This window comes from uncultured Abyssibacter sp. (assembly GCF_964000955.1).
Lineage (GTDB): Bacteria > Pseudomonadota > Gammaproteobacteria > Nevskiales > OUC007 > Abyssibacter.
The window spans coordinates 1-19,707 of record NZ_CAXFCL010000367.1 but is presented as its reverse complement, the minus strand read 5'-3'; the positions used below and the strand labels follow the sequence as shown (position 1 = coordinate 19,707).

Genomic DNA, 19,707 nt, shown 5'->3' with positions numbered 1-19,707 from the left:
CTCGTCCACGGAGACCCCTTCCGGCGTGTTCGGACAGGCGTCAATCGCGTTGGCGACACCGTCGCGATCTTCGTCGGCCGCGCAACCATAGACGTCCACCACGGCGCCCGGCGCCGTATCCGGACACCGGTCCTTGTGATCGACGACACCGTCCTGGTCCTGATCCGCCTTGGACGGCCAGGCGACACCCCCAAGGTCATAGACAAACGACAATGTGAAGCCAGCCGCCTCCGTGTTGTAAGCGACGTTGTCCTCGTTATCGTATTGGTAGGCCAAATATCTGACACCGGCTCGGACCTTCAGCGCTGTTCCCGGGTCATCTACCTCTACCCAAAGCGACGAATCCAGGTTCACGGAATCACCAAACGGATAGGAACCTGCTTTGAAGCCAATTCGCGCTGAATCTATGATCGGGAAGATCGCCCCCAAGTGAAGTAGAGGACGGTAGTCGAGCAATCGTGCGTTACCCAGTTGGGGAGACGCCTGCGACCCAACTTCCTGAATATGGAACTCGGAATCGATCATTCTTGCCCCAATGCCGAGCTCCCACGTCTCACCGAAATTCAGCCCCTTGTAGGACTTGACCGCCAAGAGATCCAGCTGCCGAATCTGCCAGGACGAATTCACACGAGAGTCCGATGAGTCGACGTCAACTCCCAGGAGCGAATAGTCATTGAATGACTTGATGCTGCGCTGGAAGCTCGCGGTCGTGAATGCAGCGCGAATATCGAACCCATAGGACCACGAAGGGGAAAGACTTAGCCCCAGGCCAATCCCTGCGTCCGAGTTCATGCCCAAAGCGCGATCCAAGCCCACGAGATCCTCCGACGTGCTGATGGTGCCCGCCGGCTTCAACCACAGAAAATCGACATTTGCGGATTCGTCAGCCAACGATTCCGCACCAATAGCCATCCCCGACCACGCTGCTGTCGCTGCCAGCAACGGTGCCAATATCCTTTTCATGCTCGGTATTTCCCCTAAAGTCGAGCGACCTGCCAAGCGCGGTTGGAAACCACGGCCAAGGTGGTGCCCTGCTGTTTCGTCTTGCTGCGCCGCATCAAACGACGCCAGTGATTGTCTTCGAAGCAGGTGTGGTCCATGCTTCGCCGCCGATCATGGTACCTAACGCCACCCTCAATCAGCCACTCGAACCGACGCGTGGTCATTCCATCCCATGGAATCCACTCCCCGACGCGGGCCTCGCGCTGGCATCGGTACAACTCTCGCGACGGACGCATGCACTCGTTCTGCTTTGCGCTCGTGATGAGCAACATGCGTACCAACTGGAGGCCAGCTGTCGGTTCTTCGCCGATGACGACTGTCCGGTCCTGCATTTTCCGGACATGGAAATCCTTCCCTACGACGCGCTATCGCCGCTGCCGGAGGTCGTTTCCGAGCGTCTGACCGCGCTGGCTCGGATACCGGCCCTGTCGACCGGCGTGGTGATCGTTGGCGCGGATAACCTCTTGCAGCGCCTGCCGCCGGCCGCCTACGTGCAGGCAAGAACGCTGTCGGTCGCGCAGGGGCAGACCCTGCCGCCCCTGACGTTGCGGGAAACGCTGGATCACGCCGGCTACCAGGCGGTCGCGGAAGTTCAATCCCACGGGGAATACGCGTTGCGCGGCGCGCTGATGGACCTGTTTCCGATGGGCAGCCCGTCGCCGTACCGCATCGACTGGCTTGATGACGAGGTGGACTCCATCCGCCTGTTCGACCCGGAAACCCAGCGCTCACAGGACGTCGTCGAACGCATTGAACCCCTGCCCGCCAAGGCGTTTCCGACCGACAACGCCGGCATCGAGCGCTTTCGCCGTCAGTATCGCAACGCGTTCACCGGTGATCTGACCTCGCACCGGGTCTACCAGAGCGTCTCCAAGGGTCAGATGCCCGCCGGCATCGAAGCCTATGCGCCGCTGTTCTTCGATGAGACCGCGCATCTGTCGGACTACCTGCCCGACAACGCCAATGTGATCTTCGCGTCCGGACTGAACGGGGCGATGACCAAGACCTGGGACTCCATCAATGCCCGGCACACGAACCTGGGCGTGGACCCGGAGCGCCCGCTTCTGCCTCCGGCCGAGGCCTTCGTGGAACCCGACACGGCCATGTCCGGCTTCGACCGGTATGCGCGCATCGCTTTGCTCGACTCGCCGGCTGACGATGCGGTCAGCTTCGACATCGAAGCAAGTCCGATCCGGCAGCCGGAAACGGACCGGCAGCACGCCCGCGGCCGCATCGCCGAGCTGCTGGCCGACGAGGACCCACGCCGCCTGCTGCTGCTCACCGAATCGCAGGGCCGGCGCGAAGAACTACTGGAGTTGCTGCGGCCGTTGGGCCAGGCGCCCCGCGCCTATCCCAGCTGGTCCCGGTTCATCGGAGATTCAAAACCATTCGGACTCTGCATCGCGCCGTTGGCCCGCGGATTCGCCCTTCGGGATCCCGCGGTCCGCGTCATCACCGAAGCCGAACTGGTCGGGTCCAAGCCACCCGCCACCCGTCGCCGCCGCGCGGTTCGCGACCCCGAAACCGTTCTGCGCAATCTGTCGGACCTGAAGGTCGGCGCCCCCGTGGTCCATCAGGAGCACGGAGTCGGGCGCTACATGGGGCTGGAGCGGTTGACGGTCGGCAACCAGGAGATGGAATTCCTGCGCCTGGAGTACGCGCGCGGCGACAAGCTTTACGTACCGGTCGGCTCGCTGCACCTGATCCATCGCTACACCGGCGCCGAGCCCGACACCGCGCCGCTGCATGCGCTGGGCAACGACCGCTGGAGCAAGGTGCGCAAAAAGGCGGCGGAAAAGGCGCGCGATTCAGCGGCCGAGCTGCTGAGCATCCAGGCTCGTCGGGCTGCCCGCCCCGGCTACAGCTTCTCGCTCGACGCCGCCGAGTACGCGCGCTTCGCTGAGGGGTTTCCGTTCACCGAAACGCCCGATCAGCTCAGCGCCATCCAGGCCGTGATCGATGACATGGCGGCTCCACATCCGATGGACCGCGTGGTCTGCGGCGATGTCGGCTTCGGCAAGACCGAAGTCGCCATGCGCGCGGCCTTCGTCGCGGTAACCAACGGCCGGCAGGTCTGCCTGCTGGTTCCGACGACGCTGCTGGCCAGCCAGCATGCGCAGAACTTCATGGACCGGTTCGCGGATTGGCCGGTGCGCGTCGCGTCGATGTCGCGTCTGCGATCCGGCAAGTCGCAGGACGAACTGCTGGATGAGATGCGCGACGGCAAGGTCGACATCGTCGTCGGCACCCATCGTCTCCTGCAAAAGGACATCAAGTTCAAGGACTTGGGCCTGGTCATCGTCGATGAGGAACACCGGTTCGGCGTGCGTCACAAGGAACAGCTCAAGCGTTTGCGCGCCGAGGTGGATTTGCTCACGCTGACCGCCACCCCGATCCCGCGCACGCTCAACATGAGTCTGGCCGGCCTGCGCGACCTGTCGATCATCGCCACGCCGCCGACGGCCCGCAATCCGATCAAGACCTTCGTCGCGGACTGGGACAAGGCACTGGTCCGCGAGGCCTGCCTGCGCGAGATCCGTCGCGGCGGTCAGGTCTACTACCTGCATAACGAGGTCAGCAGCATCGAGCGCGCCGCCTCCGAACTGCGGGAGCTGATGCCGGAGGCGGATGTCCGCACCGCGCATGGGCAGATGCGCGAGCGCGAGCTCGAGGCGGTGATGCTGGATTTCTATCACCAACGCTTCAACGTGCTGGTGTGCAGCACCATCATCGAATCGGGTATCGACGTACCCACCGCCAATACCATCGTCATGAATCGCGCGGACAAGCTGGGACTGGCGCAGTTGCACCAGCTGCGCGGACGCGTTGGTCGCTCGCATCATCGCGCCTACGCTTATCTGCTCGTGCCGTCGCTGCGCGCGCTGACGCAGGACGCCCTCAAACGCCTCGAGGCAATCGAGTCGCTGGGCGAGCTCGGCGCCGGCTTCACGCTGGCGACGCACGACCTGGAGATTCGCGGCGCAGGCGAACTGCTCGGCGAGGAACAGAGTGGCCAGATCGAGGAAATCGGATTCGCGCTGTACTCACAGCTGCTGGAACGGGCCGTGCGCGCCCTGAAGGCGGGCGGCGACCCTGATCTGGAGGACCCGTGGGCCTCCGGCGCCGATCTGGATCTGGGCGTAGCCGCGCTCATTCCCGACGACTACGTGCCGGACGTCACCCTGCGCCTGACGCTTTACAAGCGCATCAGCAGTGCGACGTCGCCGGCCGAATTGCGCGAACTGAAAGTGGAGATGATCGACCGCTTCGGCCTGCTCCCCGAGCGGGCCGAACAGCTATTCGCGCTGGCCGCGCTGCGGCTGCGCTGCGAAGCCATCGGCATTCTCTCCATCAAGGCCGGTGCCGGCAGCGCTCGCGTTGCATTCAAGCCCAAGGCCGATGTCGATCCCGCCGCGTTGATCCGGTTCATCCAGAGCAACCCGCGCAAACATCGCTTTGACGGCGCGACGACGATCGTCGCGCAATGGGACCGGGATTCCGCCACCGAACGCCTGGAGGGTACGACGCGATTGCTGGACCAGTTGCATCCGCAAACCGCCGAGACCGGCACCTCGGAGCCAGCCTAGCTACACTATCCGCCATGATGCTCAGATCACTCCTGGCCGCGGCCCTGCTCGTCGTCGCCGGCCCGTCGCTGGCGGCCGACTACCGCGTTGACGCCATCGTCTTTCTCAACCAGGCGACGCCAAACGGATCGCCCGACGAAGCCTCCGCCGCAATCCGCCACTTCGAAGTCGGCGGTGTCCCGCTGGCGGAGACCGGCACGCTGGCCAGTCTGGGCATCACTCCGCTGAGCGGCGCGGACTTCAAGCTGGAGCAGGCATGGAGCCGCTTGCGGAACGCCCGCGCGTTCGTTCCCTACCTGCGCGCCAGCTGGACACAGCCGGGGCAGCGCCGGCATCAGGCCACATCGATCCGGCTCGCCGACGACGTGCCGTTCCAGATCGAGCCCATCCCGGAACGTCGGTTCCTGCCCGAATTCTATTCGGACAATCCGTCGTCCCCGCAGGCTGAGCAGCCCGATGCGTACGGCGCATCCGACAGCGCAGCCGATCCGGTGTACACCGCGCCGGATCACAACAGCGCCTCGCCCGCCATCGATGCGGAAGACGGCACGGTGCAGCCAGGTGACTGGGCGCTGATCGCGCCTGAACCGATCCAGCTTCATCAACTCGACGGCACGATCACGCTGTACGCTCAGCGGTATCTGCATCTCGCGCTGGATCTGTGGTGGACTCAGCACACGGACGGGTCACCCGTGACCGCTGGCGAATCGATGCCCGAAGAGGCCGCGCGCGTGTTCCACATCAGGGAGCAGCGACGGGTCCGCCTGAACGAACTGCACTACTTCGACCATCCCCGCTTCGGCGTGCTGGCCATGGTGACGCGCGTCGGCGACTGACGCGGACGATCGCGCCGGCGGCCGGCGCGTCAGTTCATTTCAGCGGTCGGGGTCGATTGATCTGATAACCCTGCATCAGATCGACGCCGATCTCCTTGAGCACAGGGATCAGCTCCTCCGTCTCGACATGCTCGGCGATCGTGGTCAGCTGGAACTCGTGACCAACGCGATTGATCACCTCCACCATGGTCTTGTCCACGTGATTCTCGGTCATGTTGCGGACGAACCCGCCGTCGATCTTGATGAACTGGACCGGCAGGTTCTTCAGATAGGCGAACGAGGACATCCCCGCGCCGAAATCGTCCAGCGCGAACTGGACACCCAGTTCTCCGAGTGAGGATACGAGCCTGGCGGTTTCGGGCAAATGGGAGATTGCCGAGGTTTCGGTGATCTCGATGCACAGGCGATCGCCCGGCACCTTGTAGTGCGTCAACCGCTCGCGCACGAACTCGGTGAACGAGCGATCGCCGATCGTCTGGCCGGAAACGTTCACGGCCGTCACCGCTGGCGAGCTGTCCAGATGATCCGCAAGGTAGGCAATCGCGTGTTCGATCACCCAGCGATCCAGCGCCGCGGTCAGGAAGTAGCGCTCCGCCGCCGGGATGAACTGACCGGGCGAGAGGATTTCATCGTTGTCGCCCCGCATCCGCACCAGCAATTCCCGATAGGCCACGGTCTCGGGGTCGTCGACCCGCACGACATCTTCGTAGACCAGCTCACAGCGATCGTTTTCGATCGCGCTGGAGATCCGCGAAACCTGACGCATCTCGCCGTGCCGGCGGCTCAGCTCGGTATCGTCGTCACCGGACACGTAAAGCCGGTTCCGACCGGTCTCCTTGGCCATGAAACACGCGGCGTCGGCCTGACTCATGACGGCGGCCACCGAAGCGCTGGACGGATTCATCTGCGCCATGCCGGCGCTGCCGGAGATCTGATAAACCTCGTCGTTCCATTCGAACCGGAAGTCGCGCAAGGCACTTAGCGCGTCTTCGATGATCGGCTTGCCAGCCTCGAGCTCGCAGTGATCCAGAATGATGCCGAACTCGTCGCCGCCCAGCCTGGCCAGCGTATCCGACCGCCGCAGCTTGCAGCGGATCAGCACCGCGAGCTGGCGCAACAGCTCATCCCCCGCGGTATGCCCGCAGGTGTCGTTGATCACCTTGAACTGATCCAGATCGATGAAGGCGACGACATGCTCCACACCGCCGGCCTTGCTCTCGATGAAGGCGGCCTTGAGCCTGCGCTCGAATTCGTCACGATTGTTCAACCCGGTCAGCGCATCATGACGCGCCCTGAACGACAGCTCCTCGGCGAGCAGGCGCTGCTCGGTCACGTCACGAATGATCACCACCGCACCGATCACGTCCGAATCGCCCGACACCAGCGGCTTGCAGGAAATATCCGCGAACACGCGACGCCGATCGGGATGCTGGATGAAATACTCGTTTCCGAAGTACTCAACCGGTGCCGCCGTCTTGAGCGCCTGACGGACCGGGCTGGGCACGCTCTTCTCGGTTTCCACGCTGTGCAGCTCGAACAGTGTCTCCACCGGTTGCCGCAACAGCGCCTCCTCGCCCTTGCCGACCAGGCGCTCGACCAGCGGATTCACATAGGTGATCCGACCGTCGGCGTCAGTACGAACAACGGCGTCGCCGATCGTCCCCAGCGTGATGTCCGCGCGCTCCTTCTCGGAGGCGAGATCATTGAGCGCTTCCTCCATGACCTCGCGCGAGCGCGCGCTGCGCAGTGATACCGTAGCCAACTCACCGATGGCGGTCAGGGTCTCCAGATCCAGCCCGGCAAGTTCGGCGACACAGGCGCCTTCCAGCGTCAGCGTCCCGGCCTTGACCGCGTCGATCCGGATCGTCACGTCCGCACGCGCCTCGACCTTGTCCTTCTTGAGCCGCGGGACCAGCCCGCCATAGGGCCCGACATCGCCATCGAGCGTTCGGGCGATCAGCGTTCTGCCGCCGGACAGCACGGCGTCGCGAAACTCCGGCGCCTCGTCGAGATTCAGCTTGCGCGGTGATTTTCGACCCCTGTCCGGACGTTGCGCCACCGAGACCAACTGATGTCCGTCCAGCATCGAGAACGACGCGGCGGCGTCTTCGTAGGTCGCCGCCAGCAATTCCAGCAAACCGTCGATGATCTCGCCCGTGTGCTCGCGGTTGGCGATACGCGTGGACATCCTGTGCAGCAGCGCCAGCCGGCGGGTCTCCCCCGCCACACGTTCCTCATCATGCTTGCGCGCATCGACATCGCGCAGGTGCATCACGTAACGCGCCTCGTCGCCCGTATCCCGAATGCTGCCTAGCGCCAGTTCCGCCCAGCGCACCTCGCCACCGGCACCGTGATAGTGCACCTCGAACTGCGCGCTGGACTGTCGTGCCTCGCGGATGTCGGCGGCCTCGCGCTGCACCGCCGAGTAACCCTCGGCGTCCAGCAGGCCCGACAACGACCTGCCTTCCGCGACCAGCGACGGCGTATCGACCATGTCGCGCAACGCCTGGTTGACATCCTGCAGCGTGAATTCGCTGTCAAGGATTGCCTGACCGATCGGGCTGCTGGTGAACGAGGCGTGATGGCGGGCTTCACTCAGCAGGACGCGACGATCCGCTTCACGCTGACCGGTCACGTCGATCCAGGTCAGCACGACTCCGTCGACATCGCCGTTGGAACGGATGTAGGCGACGGTGTGCATCTGATAGGTGCGGTTACCGCTCGCCGAGATCGCCCGCTCGAACGGCTCGCGCGTCTTCATCACGTGCCGGAATCTCGGCAGCAACGACTCCATGTCGATGTTCCAGTCGACGCTGATCACCGAAACACCGGGTTCGAGGTGATCCTGCGCCAACTGGCGTTCGGTCGCCGAGTTGTAGTGCGTCACGTGCAGGCGCCGGTCCAGCACCAGCAGCGGATAGTCCAGGCTGTTCTTGACGTTGGCCAGGTCCGAGGCCATCGCCTCGAGTTCGCCGGACTTGTTCTGGAGCTCGTCGTTGACCGTCATGAGCTCTTCGTTGGTGGACTGCAACTCCTCGTTCGAGGTCTGCAACTCCTCATTAGTGGACTGCAGTTCCTCGTTGGCGGATTGCAGTTCCTCGCTCTGCGACTGCAACTCCTCGTTCGAGGTTTCCAGTTCCTCGACCACCGTCTGCAAATGCTGACGGGTATTCGCCAGTTCGCGCTCCAGCTCGCCGATGATCAGATTGTCCCGCTGATCCTTGTCGTCAAAGGCAAGCGCCTCCGTCGCCGGCACGGCCGCCGTCTCGAAGGACAACGCCACGTAGTCGGGCTGGTCGATCATCATCGGGCGAACCACCGGCACGATCCGGCGATGGTCGGCGCCCTCGCCGATGTGAAACACCGTGCCCTTCGCGACGGTCCGCTCTCGCCGGCTGCGGTGCAGCAACGCGCGCAGTTCCGGACGGAAGGGTTCCGCAACCAGATCGTAGATCCGCAGATCAGCCGGCCCCTGAGGGAATTTCAGGAATGGGTGCAGATCTCCCGAGAAATGCACCGTGTTGTCCTGATTGTCGATCACCACGGTCGGCGGACAGTATTCATTGATCAGCAGGTTGGTGAATCGCAGGCTCAGCGAGCTGATGTCGCGTCCACCCGCCCGGCGCTGACGCCCGCCACTGTCCTTGGACTCGGTGGCGTCATCCGGAAAGCGCTTGTTCGGGATGACCGGAACGTAATTTGGTGTCGATGCGTCCTTGCGCTTGAACACCCGACCTTTCTTGTTCAGCGTCGAGAACAGGTCACGGTGCAGTTCGATGGATTCGGAGCTGCCCAGGAACAGCAGACCGCCGGGCCGCATGGCGTAGTGGAATGTCAGCAGGACGCGCTTCTGGATGTCCCGGTTGAAGTAGATCAGCAAGTTGCGGCAACTGATCAGGTCCACGCGTGAAAACGGGGGATCCTCCACGACATTCTGCGACGCGAACACCATGTTCTGCCGCAGGAATTTCTTGACCTGGTAGGTCCGCCCCTGCCGCTCGAAATAGCGGCTGCGCAACTGGTCGGGCACACCGTCAACCGAGGTCTCGGGGAAGACCCCGGTCCGCGCGAAGGTGACGGCGTCCTCGTCCAGATCAGTGGCGAAGATCAGGTACTCCGGCGTATTGGTCTGATGTCGGGACAGTTCCGACAGCAGAATCGCGATCGTGTAGGCCTCCTCGCCGGTAGCGCAGCCGGGCACCCAGACACGGAACACGTCGTCCACCTGCTTGGTTTCCCAGGCCGATTTCAACGACTCGGCCAGTGACTGGAAGGCATCCGGATCACGGAAGAACGACGTGACCGAGATCAGGACGTCGCGGGCCAGCAGTCCGGCCTCCTCCGACTCGGTCCGGACCAGTTCCGCGTAATCCTCCAGGCTGCTGGTCTTGCGCAATCCCATGCGCCGGTGGATACGACGATTGATGGTCGACGGCTTGTAGTGACTCAGATCGAAGCCGGTGGCCCGCCGGACCGACGACGAGATGCGCGCATAGGCGTTGCTGTCGTCGTCATCCGGCAAGGTGCGGCGCAGCGCGGCCGGCGTTGATGCCAGACCCTCCAGCGCCTCGCCCATCTTGTGCGCCACCATCACCATGTCCACGGCACCGGTCTGGATCGCGGCGCGAGGCATGCCGTCGAACTTCGCCGTGCTGGGGTCCTGCACGATCGTCACGCCACCGGCAGCCTTGATGGCGCGAATCCCCGCCGATCCGTCGGAACCGGTACCGGACAGCACGATGCCCACCGTGTTCTCGCCCAGCGAATCGGCCAACGACCGGAAGAACGCGTCCACCGACGGCTTGGGCCCGACGCTCGCCTTGGGTGTGGACAGTCGGAGCACGCCGTCACGCAGCAGCACGTCATGATTCGGGGGTGTGACGTAGATGGTGTTCGGTGCCGGCGCCTGACCATCGGCGAGGTCGCAAAGCGCGAGCTCCGTGCCCGGACGCAACAACTCGCGCAGCAGGCTGGTATGCGTGGGCGACAGATGCTGCGCAATCACGTAGCTCAGGCTACCGCTCTGAGGCAACTCCGACAGCAATTCCTTCAGCGCCTCAAGGCCACCCGCCGATGCACCGATCCCAACCAGCACGATCGGCGAGTCGACCGACATCGGGGCGTCCTGATCGATGTCCGCCACGATGACATCAGGCTCCTCGCCGACCGACTCCTCGACGTCACCGCCCTCCGTCTTCGCCGACTTGGTGACGCGGGTTGTCTTGGTTCTGGAAGATGCGCGGCGGCCTGAGCCGCTGGCCTTGTTGGTCATTCGTCTGAGCCCGGGGCGCGGGAGTGCCCGCTGGAAAATTCGATCCGCAATCAGACATTACCACCGATCGTCCGCCTGGCAGAGACGGTGGCAACGATTCAATCCCATCAGCCGAAACTGAATGAGAGTCCGCGGCCGGAGGTCGCTGGATGAATGCGGGCTAGGGTTATCCGTGCACGGCGACGAGTCGGTCCAGAAGACGACGCACCTGCACCATCCCGGCGTCCAGTGATGCCTCGATGGCGGCGTGAATCGACCCGTCGACGGTGCCCGCCGCCGGATTCACGACAACCGCCAGTATGGAGTAGGCCAGCCCCGCCTCGACCGCCAGCGCAGCCTCCGGCATGGATGTCATGCCCACCAGCGTACATCCGTCCCGCGCGAGCCGGCGGATTTCCGCGGCGGTTTCCAGCCGTGGCCCCTGAGTCACCCCGAGGATGGCTCGATCATCCAGCGTCACCCCGGCCTCGCCAGCAGCCGAGAGAACCCGCCGTCGCCACCGCGCATCGAACGGCGGCGCGAACTCCACGTGCCGCAGCGGCGCCTCCACCCCGTCGGCGAAGGTATGCGCCCGCCCCCAGGTGTAGTCGATCAGATCCTCCGGCAGCGCCAGATCACCGGGCCGATTGGCCGGATCGATGCCGCCCACGGCTGCAACCGACAGGACGTCCGTCACGCCGAGCATCGCCAGCGCATGAATGTTCGCGCGATAGTTGATCCGGTGCGGAGCAATCGTGTGGCCTTCACCATGTCGTGGCAGGAACCAGCACTCCCCGTTCGACCAGACCAGGCGCTGCGCCGGAGCGGATGGCAGACCCCAGGGCGTGGACAATGCCCGGGTCTCGGCGATCGTCACGCCGTCGATACGGTTCAGCCCGGTGCCGCCGATGACGCCCAGAACGCTCATGCCTCCGCCACCGCGTAAATGGCCGGCAGCTGCCGGAAATAGCCGTACAAATCCATGCCGCAGCCGAACACGTAGCGATCCGGCACGCTGACCCCGATCCACTCGGCCCGTACATCCGGACAACGGCGATCATGCAGCTTCTCGGCCAGCACGGCCGTCTGCACACGTGCCGCCCCGGCGCTCGTCAATGCGGCCTGGATGGCGGCCAGCGTGTATCCCTCGTCCAGTATGTCGTCGATGACCACGACCTCCCGATCCTGCAACTGCGTCGATGGCCGGACCCGCCAGTCCACCCGGCCGCCCTGCGTCGTATTCCGATATCGGGTCGCATGCAGGTAGTCGACGGTGAATGCAGCTTCCATGTGAGCCAGGATTCGGGCGGCCGGCACGAAGCCACCATTCATCACGACCAGCATCACCGGATCGGCCTCACCCACCGACGCGTCAATCTGCGCGGCCAGGTGGCGACAGGCCTCGTCGATGGTCGCCTCGTCGACCACGCGGTCGGCATTTCGTCTGGCCGCGATGGCCCGGGCGCGATCGTCGCTCATGCGGTGGACCTCGGCCCGTCGGGCTCATTGGCCGGTGCCAGACCGCCAGCCTTCGGCGCGGCGTCATCGACCACATGCAGGGTGCGGGTGGGAAACGCGATCTCGGCACCATGCTCGGCAATGATCGCCTCGATCCGCAACAGTATCTCGTGCTTGATGGCGTGGTACTCCGCCCAGTCCGTGGTCCGGGTCAGGCAATAAATGAAGAAATCCAGCGAGCTCGCCCCGAAGGCGTTGAAATTGACCAGCACGATCTGGTCGTGATCGATGTCGTCGTGCTCGTTCAGATAGGCGCGCACCGCATCGGTGATCGCGCCGACAACCCGGGCATCGTCATAGCGCAGCCCGATAGTTTCGTAGATGCGCCGATTGGTCATCCGCGACGGATTTTCCACGACCACGGTGGAAAACACGCTGTTGGGCACGTAAAGCGGCCGCTTGTCGAAACGACGCACGACCGTCGACCGCCAGCCGATGCGCTCGACCACGCCCTCGATCTGACGATCCGGTGAACGAATCCAGTCACCCACGGAAAACGGGCGATCCAGATAAATGGTCAGGCCGCCGAACAGATTCGCCAGCAGATCGCGCGCCGCGAAGCCGACGGCAATGCCGCCGACACCACCGAACGCCAGCACGCCGGAAATCGAGATCCCCACGGTTTGCAGAATCACCAGCCCCGCGGTCACCAGCACGACGATGCGCACCAGCTTGGCGATGGCGTCCGCGGTGGTGTGATCCACCGCCGGCTGCATTTCCTCCAGGCCGCGCTCGACGGCACGCACCAGACGCAGCAGGAACCAGGTCAACAGCACGACGACCAGCACCTTGCGGATCATCGGGATCCACTCGGCCAGTCCGGGCGCATCCTCCGCGGGGACCAGCTCCGCGGCCATGCCGATACCGATGACCCAGACCATCCAGCGCAGCGGCCGGCCCAACGCCTCCAGAACCGCGTTGTCCCAGACGGTCTTCGAGCGAGCGGCGGCGGTGCGGGCGCGGCTCAGGACCAGGCGCGTGAGCAGGTTGACCAGCACCACGATGGTGACAATCCCGGCCACCTGCCCGATCCAGCCACGGTCGCGGTAAAGGCTGATGAAGTCGGTGAATATCTGCGTCAGTTCCATGTCAGTCCGCAACCCCCATCAATCGCTCCCGCGCCGCCTGAACCGCCGTCGGGTCCGGCTCTACCCGCCTGCGCGATAGCGCCGCCAGACGTGACTCGAACCCCGGAGGCATGTCCAGTCCCCCCGCATCCAGCGCCTCGATCACCGAGGGCCGGTGATTGCAGAGCGGCAGCAGGTCGCAACCGGCCGCGGCGGCCAGTTCGACGCGCCGCCTCGCTCCGCCCATGGCGGCGGCACCACCCATGGTCAGGTCATCGCTGACGACACAGCCGGTGAAACCCAGCCGGCCGCGCAGCCAGTCGCGCACCCAGACCGGGGAAAAGCTTGCCGGTCGGTCGTCAACCTCGGTGAATACGACATGAGCGGTCATTACCGACGGTACGCCCTGACGGACCAGCGCCGCGAATGGTCGCAGATCGCCCGACTCGATGTCGGCCACGGGACGCTCGTCCACCGGCAGCTCCACATGCGAGTCCGGAATCACCGCGCCATGACCGGGAAAATGCTTGACGGTCGCCGCCAGCCCCGATCGCGCGAGACCGCGGATGTAGGCGCCCGCCAGCGCGATCACGCGCTCCGGGTCGCAATGAAATGCTCGATCACCAATCACGCCGCTGCACCCGTGATCCAGATCGACGACCGGCGCGAACGGCAGATCGAAGTCCAGCGCCGCCAGCTCGGCGCCGACGACCAGACCGGCATCCTCGGCCAGTTGTTCGGCACGTTCGGCCTGCCCCAGTGATCGCATCGCCGGAATGCGTGTCACGCCGGTACGAATGCGCTGCACGCGCCCGCCTTCGTAGTCAACGGCGATCAGCAGCTCCGGTCGCAACTGACGTATCGACCGGATCAGCGCGGCCACCTGCTCCACCGATTCCACATTGCGGGCGAACAGGATGAACCCGGTGACCATGGGGTGGCTCAACACCTCACGGTCTTCGGCGGTCAGCTCCAGCCCGTCGACATCGATCATCAGACTCATGCGTCGACGATCTCCACGCGGGTTCCCGCGGGCACGCGGTCGAACAATGCGATCACATCGGCATTGCGCATGCGGATACAGCCGTGGGATGCCGGCACGCGCATCGGCTCGGTGTCGGGGGTGCCATGGATGTAGATGTAGCGCCGCATGCTGTCGACCCGCCCACCCCGGTTGCGGCCCGGTTCCTCGCCGCAAAGCCACAGGATGCGGGAGAGAATCCAGTCCCGCCGCGGATGTTCGGCCGCGAGTTCGGCGCTGTATATCTCGCCGGTCGGGCGGCGCCCGATGAACACCGTGCCCGATGGCGCATCCGCGCCGATCTTGGCCCGGATGCGATGCCAACCTCGTGGCGTGCAGCCGCTGTCGGCCTGCTCGCCGGAACCATTGACCGCGGTGGACACCGGGTAGACCACATCCCGGCCATCGCCTCGCAGGGTGAGCTGCTGCTCAGCAAGATCGACGCGCAGGCTGATGCTCATGCTCATGGCGCGGACCACCGGGCATAGGGACGCCGGGACAGCTGGTTGTTGTAGTAGCGCGGATCATCGGTGACCTCATCGCCCAGCCAGGCTGGCCGCTCGAACGCCCAGTCGGCATCGGGCAGCTCGATCTCGGCCACGATCAGACCGGCGTTGTCACCGGCGAACTCGTCGACCTCCCATTCGAGGCCACCGACGGTGATCCGGTGACGTGTCTTGTCGATCCGCGATCCGCCCAGCGTCCGCATCATCGCGTCGGCATCGGCCAGCGGGATCGGATACTCGAATTCCAGCCGCGAAGCCCCGGCCACCGCCTGCTTGATGTTCAGCGTCGCCTGCTCGCCTTCGATCCGGACCCGGACCGACGCCCGCCCCTCATCGTTCAGATAGGCCTGAGCGATCCGCGTGCTGCGCGCAACCTCGGCGCGCCAGCCGTCGCCCCGCACCAGAAACTTGCGCTCGATCTCAACGGCCACGGTCGAACACCGCCATGGATTCGACATGCGCCGTGTGCGGGAACATGTCGATCACGCCTGCCGCCTCGCAGCCAAAGCCATGGTCGCGCACCAGACGGCCCGCATCCCGCGCCAGTGTCGCCGGATGGCAGGAGACGTAGACGATGCGCCGGACGCCCGTGGCCGCCAGCGCATCGAGACATTCCGCCGCCCCGGCCCTCGGGGGATCGAGCAGGGCCAGATCGAAGGATCGACCGGGCCAGGACCAGCCGCCGGGTTCACCAAACAGGTCGGCCACTTCCGTCGTGATCCTGTCATCCAGCCCCTGACGGGCAGCGTTGGACGCGGCGCGCGCCACCAGGCCGGCATCGCCCTCCACCGCGTGTACGCGGGCCTCACGCCGTGCCAGCGGCAAGGTGAAATTGCCCAGGCCGGCGAACAGTTCCAGCACGCGGTCACCGGGCTGCGGCGCCAGCTCGGCGAGCGCCTGCGTCACCAGCTTCTCGTTCACGGCGCCGTTGATCTGGGTGAAATCCAGCGGTTCGAACCGGACCTCCACCGCATCGTCGGCCAACCGGTAGCCAAGCGGTCGCGCCGGCGGTTGCAGCGGTTCGACCGAATCCAGGCCACCGGGCTGCAGAAACACCTGTGCGTTCAATCGCTGCTCCAGTTCGAGCAGGACATCGCGGTCCGCATCGGTTGGCGGCCGCAGACAGCGGAGGGTCAGCGCCGCGCAATCATACCCAACGGCGACTTCAACCTGCGGAATCTGATCGCGAATGCTCAGCCGCCCGAGCATCTCGGACAGGATGGGCAACCGCTGGCCAATCTCCGGCACCAGCACCGCGCAGGTCTCGATATCCGCGACATAGGGCTTTTCGCGCTCCCGGAACCCGACCAGCACCCGCCCCTTGGCGGGCACATCGCGGACCGACAGGCGGGCACGACGTCGATACCCCAGGGTCGGGCCCTCCAGCGGCGGCAACACCCGGCCCGGCGAGAGCTTGCCGATGCGTTGCAACGCATCGAGCATCTGCTGCTGCTTCTCCCTGAGCTGAGCTGCCGCATCGAGATGCTGCAACTTGCAGCCGCCACAGTAACCGGCATGCTCGCAGGGAGGCTCCACGCGGTCCGGCGACGGTTTCAGCACCGCCTCCAGCCGACCCTCGGCGAAGTCCGGGCGGTTGCGCGTGCGCATGTAGCGGACGGTCTCGCCCGGCAGGGCACCGTCAATGAACATGACCTTGCCGGGATCGGCGGCGGCATCGGCTTCCGGGACACGACCGATGCCCCGGCCGTCATTGGCCAGTGCGGTGATCGCTGTCTCGAACGGCCCGACCGGTACCCGGCGGCGACTGCGTCGACTCACTCGACCGATCCGAACACGCCGGTGGACAGATAGCGGTCCCCGCGGTCGCAGACGATGCTGACGATCGTCGCGTTCTCGACCTCGGCGGCAAGCTGCAGGGCGGCATGCATCGCGCCTCCGGACGAGACCCCGGCGAAAATACCCTCCTCGGCGGCGAGTCGACGGGTCATGTGCTCGGCGTCCTCTGCGGTCACGTCGATGGTCCGGTCGACGCGCTCGGGCTCGAAGATCGCCGGGAGATACTCCACCGGCCAGCGGCGGATACCGGGAATGCTGGATTCACCGGCTGGCTGCACACCAACGACCTGGATCGCCGGATTCTGCTCCTTGAGATAGCGCGAGCAGCCCATGATCGTGCCGGTCGTGCCCATCGACGACACGAAATGGGTGATGCGGCCCTCGGTGGCTGTCCACAGCTCCGGCCCGGTGCCCTCGTAGTGCGCGCGCGGATTGTCCGGGTTGGCGAACTGATTGAGCACCTTGCCGCGACCGTCCCGTTCCATCTGCGTCGCGAGATCACGGGCGCCTTCCATGCCCTCGGCCCGCGTCACGTGCACGATCTCGGCGCCAAAGGCCCGCATGGTCGCGGTGCGCTCGGCGCTGGCATTCTCCGGCATGATCAGCACCATGCGGTATCCGCGCATCGCGGCGACCATGGCGAGCGCAATCCCGGTGTTGCCACTGGTCGCCTCGATCAACGTGTCGCCCGGCGCGATCTCGCCGCGCGCCTCGGCATAGCGAAACATGCTCAGCGCCGGACGATCCTTGACCGAGCCGGCCGGGTTGTTGCCTTCCAGCTTGGCGAGAATGCGATTGCCACGCTCGCGCAAATGCGAGTCCAGGCGCTGAATCCGCACCAGCGGGGTGTGACCGATGCAGGCATCGAGTGTCGGTAATGTCATGGCGCGGGATTCTACCGAATGCCGACGCGGCCGGAATCGGTCGGTATCCGGACGGGAATCGACGCCACCGACGTCAAACCGGGATGACATCCGTCATACTGAATGCATGCATGAGGGGGTGCACACGCGGATCGGCTTCGGAACCATCACGTTTCCGGTGGTCGTGGTCTGGCTGGCGATGAGTTTCGCGCTGCTGCGCGGCCATGTGGCCGACTACGAATTCGCGCAGTTGCAAATGGGCACCGTCACGCCCGGCCTCGTCTACGAAAGCGCCGAGGCGGACGGCAGCGCGAGGGCCGTCGAACTGGCACGTCTGGCCGAGGGCCTGGTCGGCATTCGCTACCTGTCGCTACTGGATACCCGCGAGCGCCTGCTGGGCACCTGGGCCGCGCCCGAACAGTCCCCAGCCTCGGGCGTCACCGGCTGGTTGCTGAGGCTGGTTGGCGGTACCGACCCGGGTCCCAGCGTGCGACGCGTCGTCGCGCCGGACGCCGCCGAGGGCGCACCCTACCTGCTCGAGATCGGTCTGGCCGCGCCGGCCGCGGACCCTCGTTTCGTCAAGCGCTTCCGCCAGCTGCTGGGCCTCAGCCTCGGCATCGGTCTGCTGGCCGCGGCGACGCTCATCCTGGTGCGCGTCCGCCTGAGCCGGCCGGCCCATGCGCTGGAGGCGGCGATCCGCCAGCTCGTGCGCGGCGATGAAACACATGAGATCACACGCCTGCCGGCGCCCTTCGCGGACGCGGCCGGATCGCTTCGGCTGCTTGGCGAGCGGCTGCGCTACAGCCGCGAGCACCTGCGCACCCATGTGCTGCAGGCCACCGACAAGCTGCATGACGACCTGAACCGCATGCGTCGTCGCGTGCGTGAAGTCGAGAATGAACGCGACAGTGCGGTGACGCTGGCCGACTCGCGTCGCGAACTGCTGTCCGGGCTGTCGCACGAGCTGCGCACGCCGCTGGTGTCCATTCTGGGGCAGGCGGATCTGGTGCTGCGCCAGAAGCCGGACGCGGCCACGACGGAATCGATGATGCAGGTGAAGCGCTCGGTGCAATCGCTGCTGGCGCTGATCAACGACTGGCTGCAATGGGGACGCATCGAGGCCGGCAAGCTCACGCTCAACGAGGTCGCGTTCAATCTGCTGGACACCGTGGAGGACACGGTCAACCTGCTGGCGCCACTGGCCTACGAAAAGGACCTGGAACTGGTCCATATCATCTACCACGACGTGCCACGGCGGCTACGCGGTGACGCCGCACGCCTGCAGCAGGTGTTGACCAACCTGCTGTCCAACGCGATCAAGTTCACCCAGTCCGGTGATGTCGTGTTGCGGGTGATGGTCCGGGAAGATCGCGGTTCCGATGTCGTGCTCGGTTTCCAGGTTTCCGACACCGGCATCGGCATTCCGGAAGCGCAGAAACAGCGTCTGTTCCATGCCTTCAATCGCGCCGATCACGGCGCGACGACCATGCAGCCCGGCACCGGGCTGGGTCTGAGCATCTCGCGGCAGATCGTGCGGATGATGAACGGCCACATCGAGTTCGACAGCACCGAGGGACGGGGCTCGGTGTTCGAGGCGGTGATGCAAATCCACAAGCAGGGCCAGCGCAACGAATACCCGACCGCATGGACCGGCCTGCGCCACCGTCATGTCTGGCTGGTCGACAGCCACGCCACCGCCCGTCTCGCCATGCGTCATTGCCTGGACTACTGGAGCGCCGAGCTGACCGAATTCGCCGATCCGGAGCTCGCGGCCGCGCAGCTGCGTTCCGCGTCACCCATGCCCGAGCTGGTCTGCGTCGGCATCATGGCGGCGCAGGCGAACGCACCCTGGCTGCACGGCCTGCTGCGCACCGGCCACCGCTGCCACGTGCCGGTCCTGGTTCTGGTCACCAGCCTGGATCACCAGACGCTGTCCGGCCTGTGCGACGCGGGCGCCACGGCCGCCATTCCGAAGACCACGGATCGCGAGTCGCTTTATCGCGAGCTGCTCCATGCCCTGGACTACAAGGCGAAACCCGACCGGCTGCCACTGGACGGCGTCAGTGCACTGGTCATCGACAACAACGTGACCAACCGCCGCCTGCTGACACGCACGCTGCGCGACAACGGCGCCCAGACCCTGGAAGCCGATGGCGCCGACGCCGGTCTCGCCATCGCGGCGCAGGAATCCCCGAGCGTCGTGCTGGTCGACCACCGTATGCCCGGGCGGGACGGCGTCGAGACCACCCAGGCGCTGCG

At 65.3% G+C, this 19,707-nt stretch carries 13 protein-coding genes; 3 read left to right on the top strand and 10 right to left on the bottom strand.

The window, feature by feature from the left end:
* The coding region (locus tag ABNS06_RS17925) for a thrombospondin type 3 repeat-containing protein (RefSeq protein ID WP_348675976.1) at positions 1–963 on the bottom strand (963 nt) is incomplete at its 3' end.
* Between the two features lie 152 nt (positions 964–1,115).
* Here ABNS06_RS17925 and mfd point away from each other — a divergent pair.
* Positions 1,116–4,589 (top strand): transcription-repair coupling factor, encoded by a 3,474-nt coding sequence (gene mfd / locus ABNS06_RS17920; RefSeq protein WP_348675975.1) that lies wholly within the window; start codon positions 1,116–1,118, stop codon positions 4,587–4,589.
* 17 nt (positions 4,590–4,606) lie between these two features.
* Positions 4,607–5,425: a CsiV family protein gene (locus tag ABNS06_RS17915; protein ID WP_348675974.1), complete on the top strand. Its 819-nt coding sequence runs from the start codon at positions 4,607–4,609 to the stop codon at positions 5,423–5,425.
* Positions 5,426–5,459: 34 nt separating this feature from the next.
* Here the strand turns inward: ABNS06_RS17915 and ABNS06_RS17910 are convergent, their stop codons facing one another.
* From ABNS06_RS17910 to cysM, 9 genes are all read right to left on the bottom strand, one after another.
* Entirely contained in the window at positions 5,460–10,697 is a 5,238-nt protein-coding gene (locus tag ABNS06_RS17910; protein ID WP_348675972.1) for an EAL domain-containing protein, read from the bottom strand.
* 166 nt (positions 10,698–10,863) lie between these two features.
* Complete coding sequence (locus tag ABNS06_RS17905) at positions 10,864–11,604, bottom strand: S-methyl-5'-thioinosine phosphorylase (RefSeq protein ID WP_348675971.1); 741 nt, start codon at positions 11,602–11,604, stop codon at positions 10,864–10,866.
* Positions 11,601–12,155, bottom strand: coding sequence for a hypoxanthine-guanine phosphoribosyltransferase (locus ABNS06_RS17900; RefSeq protein ID WP_348675970.1), 555 nt, complete (start codon positions 12,153–12,155; stop codon positions 11,601–11,603). The genes ABNS06_RS17905 and ABNS06_RS17900 overlap by 4 nt, the downstream gene beginning before the upstream one ends.
* On the bottom strand, positions 12,152–13,282 hold the full coding sequence (locus ABNS06_RS17895; protein ID WP_348675968.1) for a mechanosensitive ion channel family protein: 1,131 nt from the start codon (positions 13,280–13,282) through the stop codon (positions 12,152–12,154). The genes ABNS06_RS17900 and ABNS06_RS17895 overlap by 4 nt, the downstream gene beginning before the upstream one ends.
* Before the next feature lies 1 nt (position 13,283).
* The gene (gene nagZ, locus ABNS06_RS17890) at positions 13,284–14,264 is read right to left on the bottom strand and encodes a beta-N-acetylhexosaminidase (RefSeq protein WP_348675966.1); all 981 of its coding nucleotides are present in this window, start codon (positions 14,262–14,264) and stop codon (positions 13,284–13,286) included.
* Entirely contained in the window at positions 14,261–14,743 is a 483-nt protein-coding gene (locus ABNS06_RS17885) for a L,D-transpeptidase (protein WP_348675977.1), read from the bottom strand. Before ABNS06_RS17885 ends, nagZ begins: the two co-directional genes overlap by 4 nt.
* Before the next feature lie 2 nt (positions 14,744–14,745).
* Positions 14,746–15,219: a CYTH domain-containing protein gene (locus tag ABNS06_RS17880; RefSeq protein WP_348675964.1), complete on the bottom strand. Its 474-nt coding sequence runs from the start codon at positions 15,217–15,219 to the stop codon at positions 14,746–14,748.
* The gene (rlmD, locus tag ABNS06_RS17875; protein WP_348675963.1) at positions 15,209–16,567 is read right to left on the bottom strand and encodes a 23S rRNA (uracil(1939)-C(5))-methyltransferase RlmD; all 1,359 of its coding nucleotides are present in this window, start codon (positions 16,565–16,567) and stop codon (positions 15,209–15,211) included. The genes ABNS06_RS17880 and rlmD overlap by 11 nt, the downstream gene beginning before the upstream one ends.
* The gene (gene cysM, locus ABNS06_RS17870) at positions 16,564–17,469 is read right to left on the bottom strand and encodes a cysteine synthase CysM (RefSeq protein WP_348675962.1); all 906 of its coding nucleotides are present in this window, start codon (positions 17,467–17,469) and stop codon (positions 16,564–16,566) included. Before cysM ends, rlmD begins: the two co-directional genes overlap by 4 nt.
* Before the next feature lie 106 nt (positions 17,470–17,575).
* Here cysM and ABNS06_RS17865 point away from each other — a divergent pair.
* Positions 17,576–19,707: ATP-binding protein (locus ABNS06_RS17865; RefSeq protein WP_348675961.1), on the top strand; the 2,132-nt coding region annotated here is incomplete at its 3' end.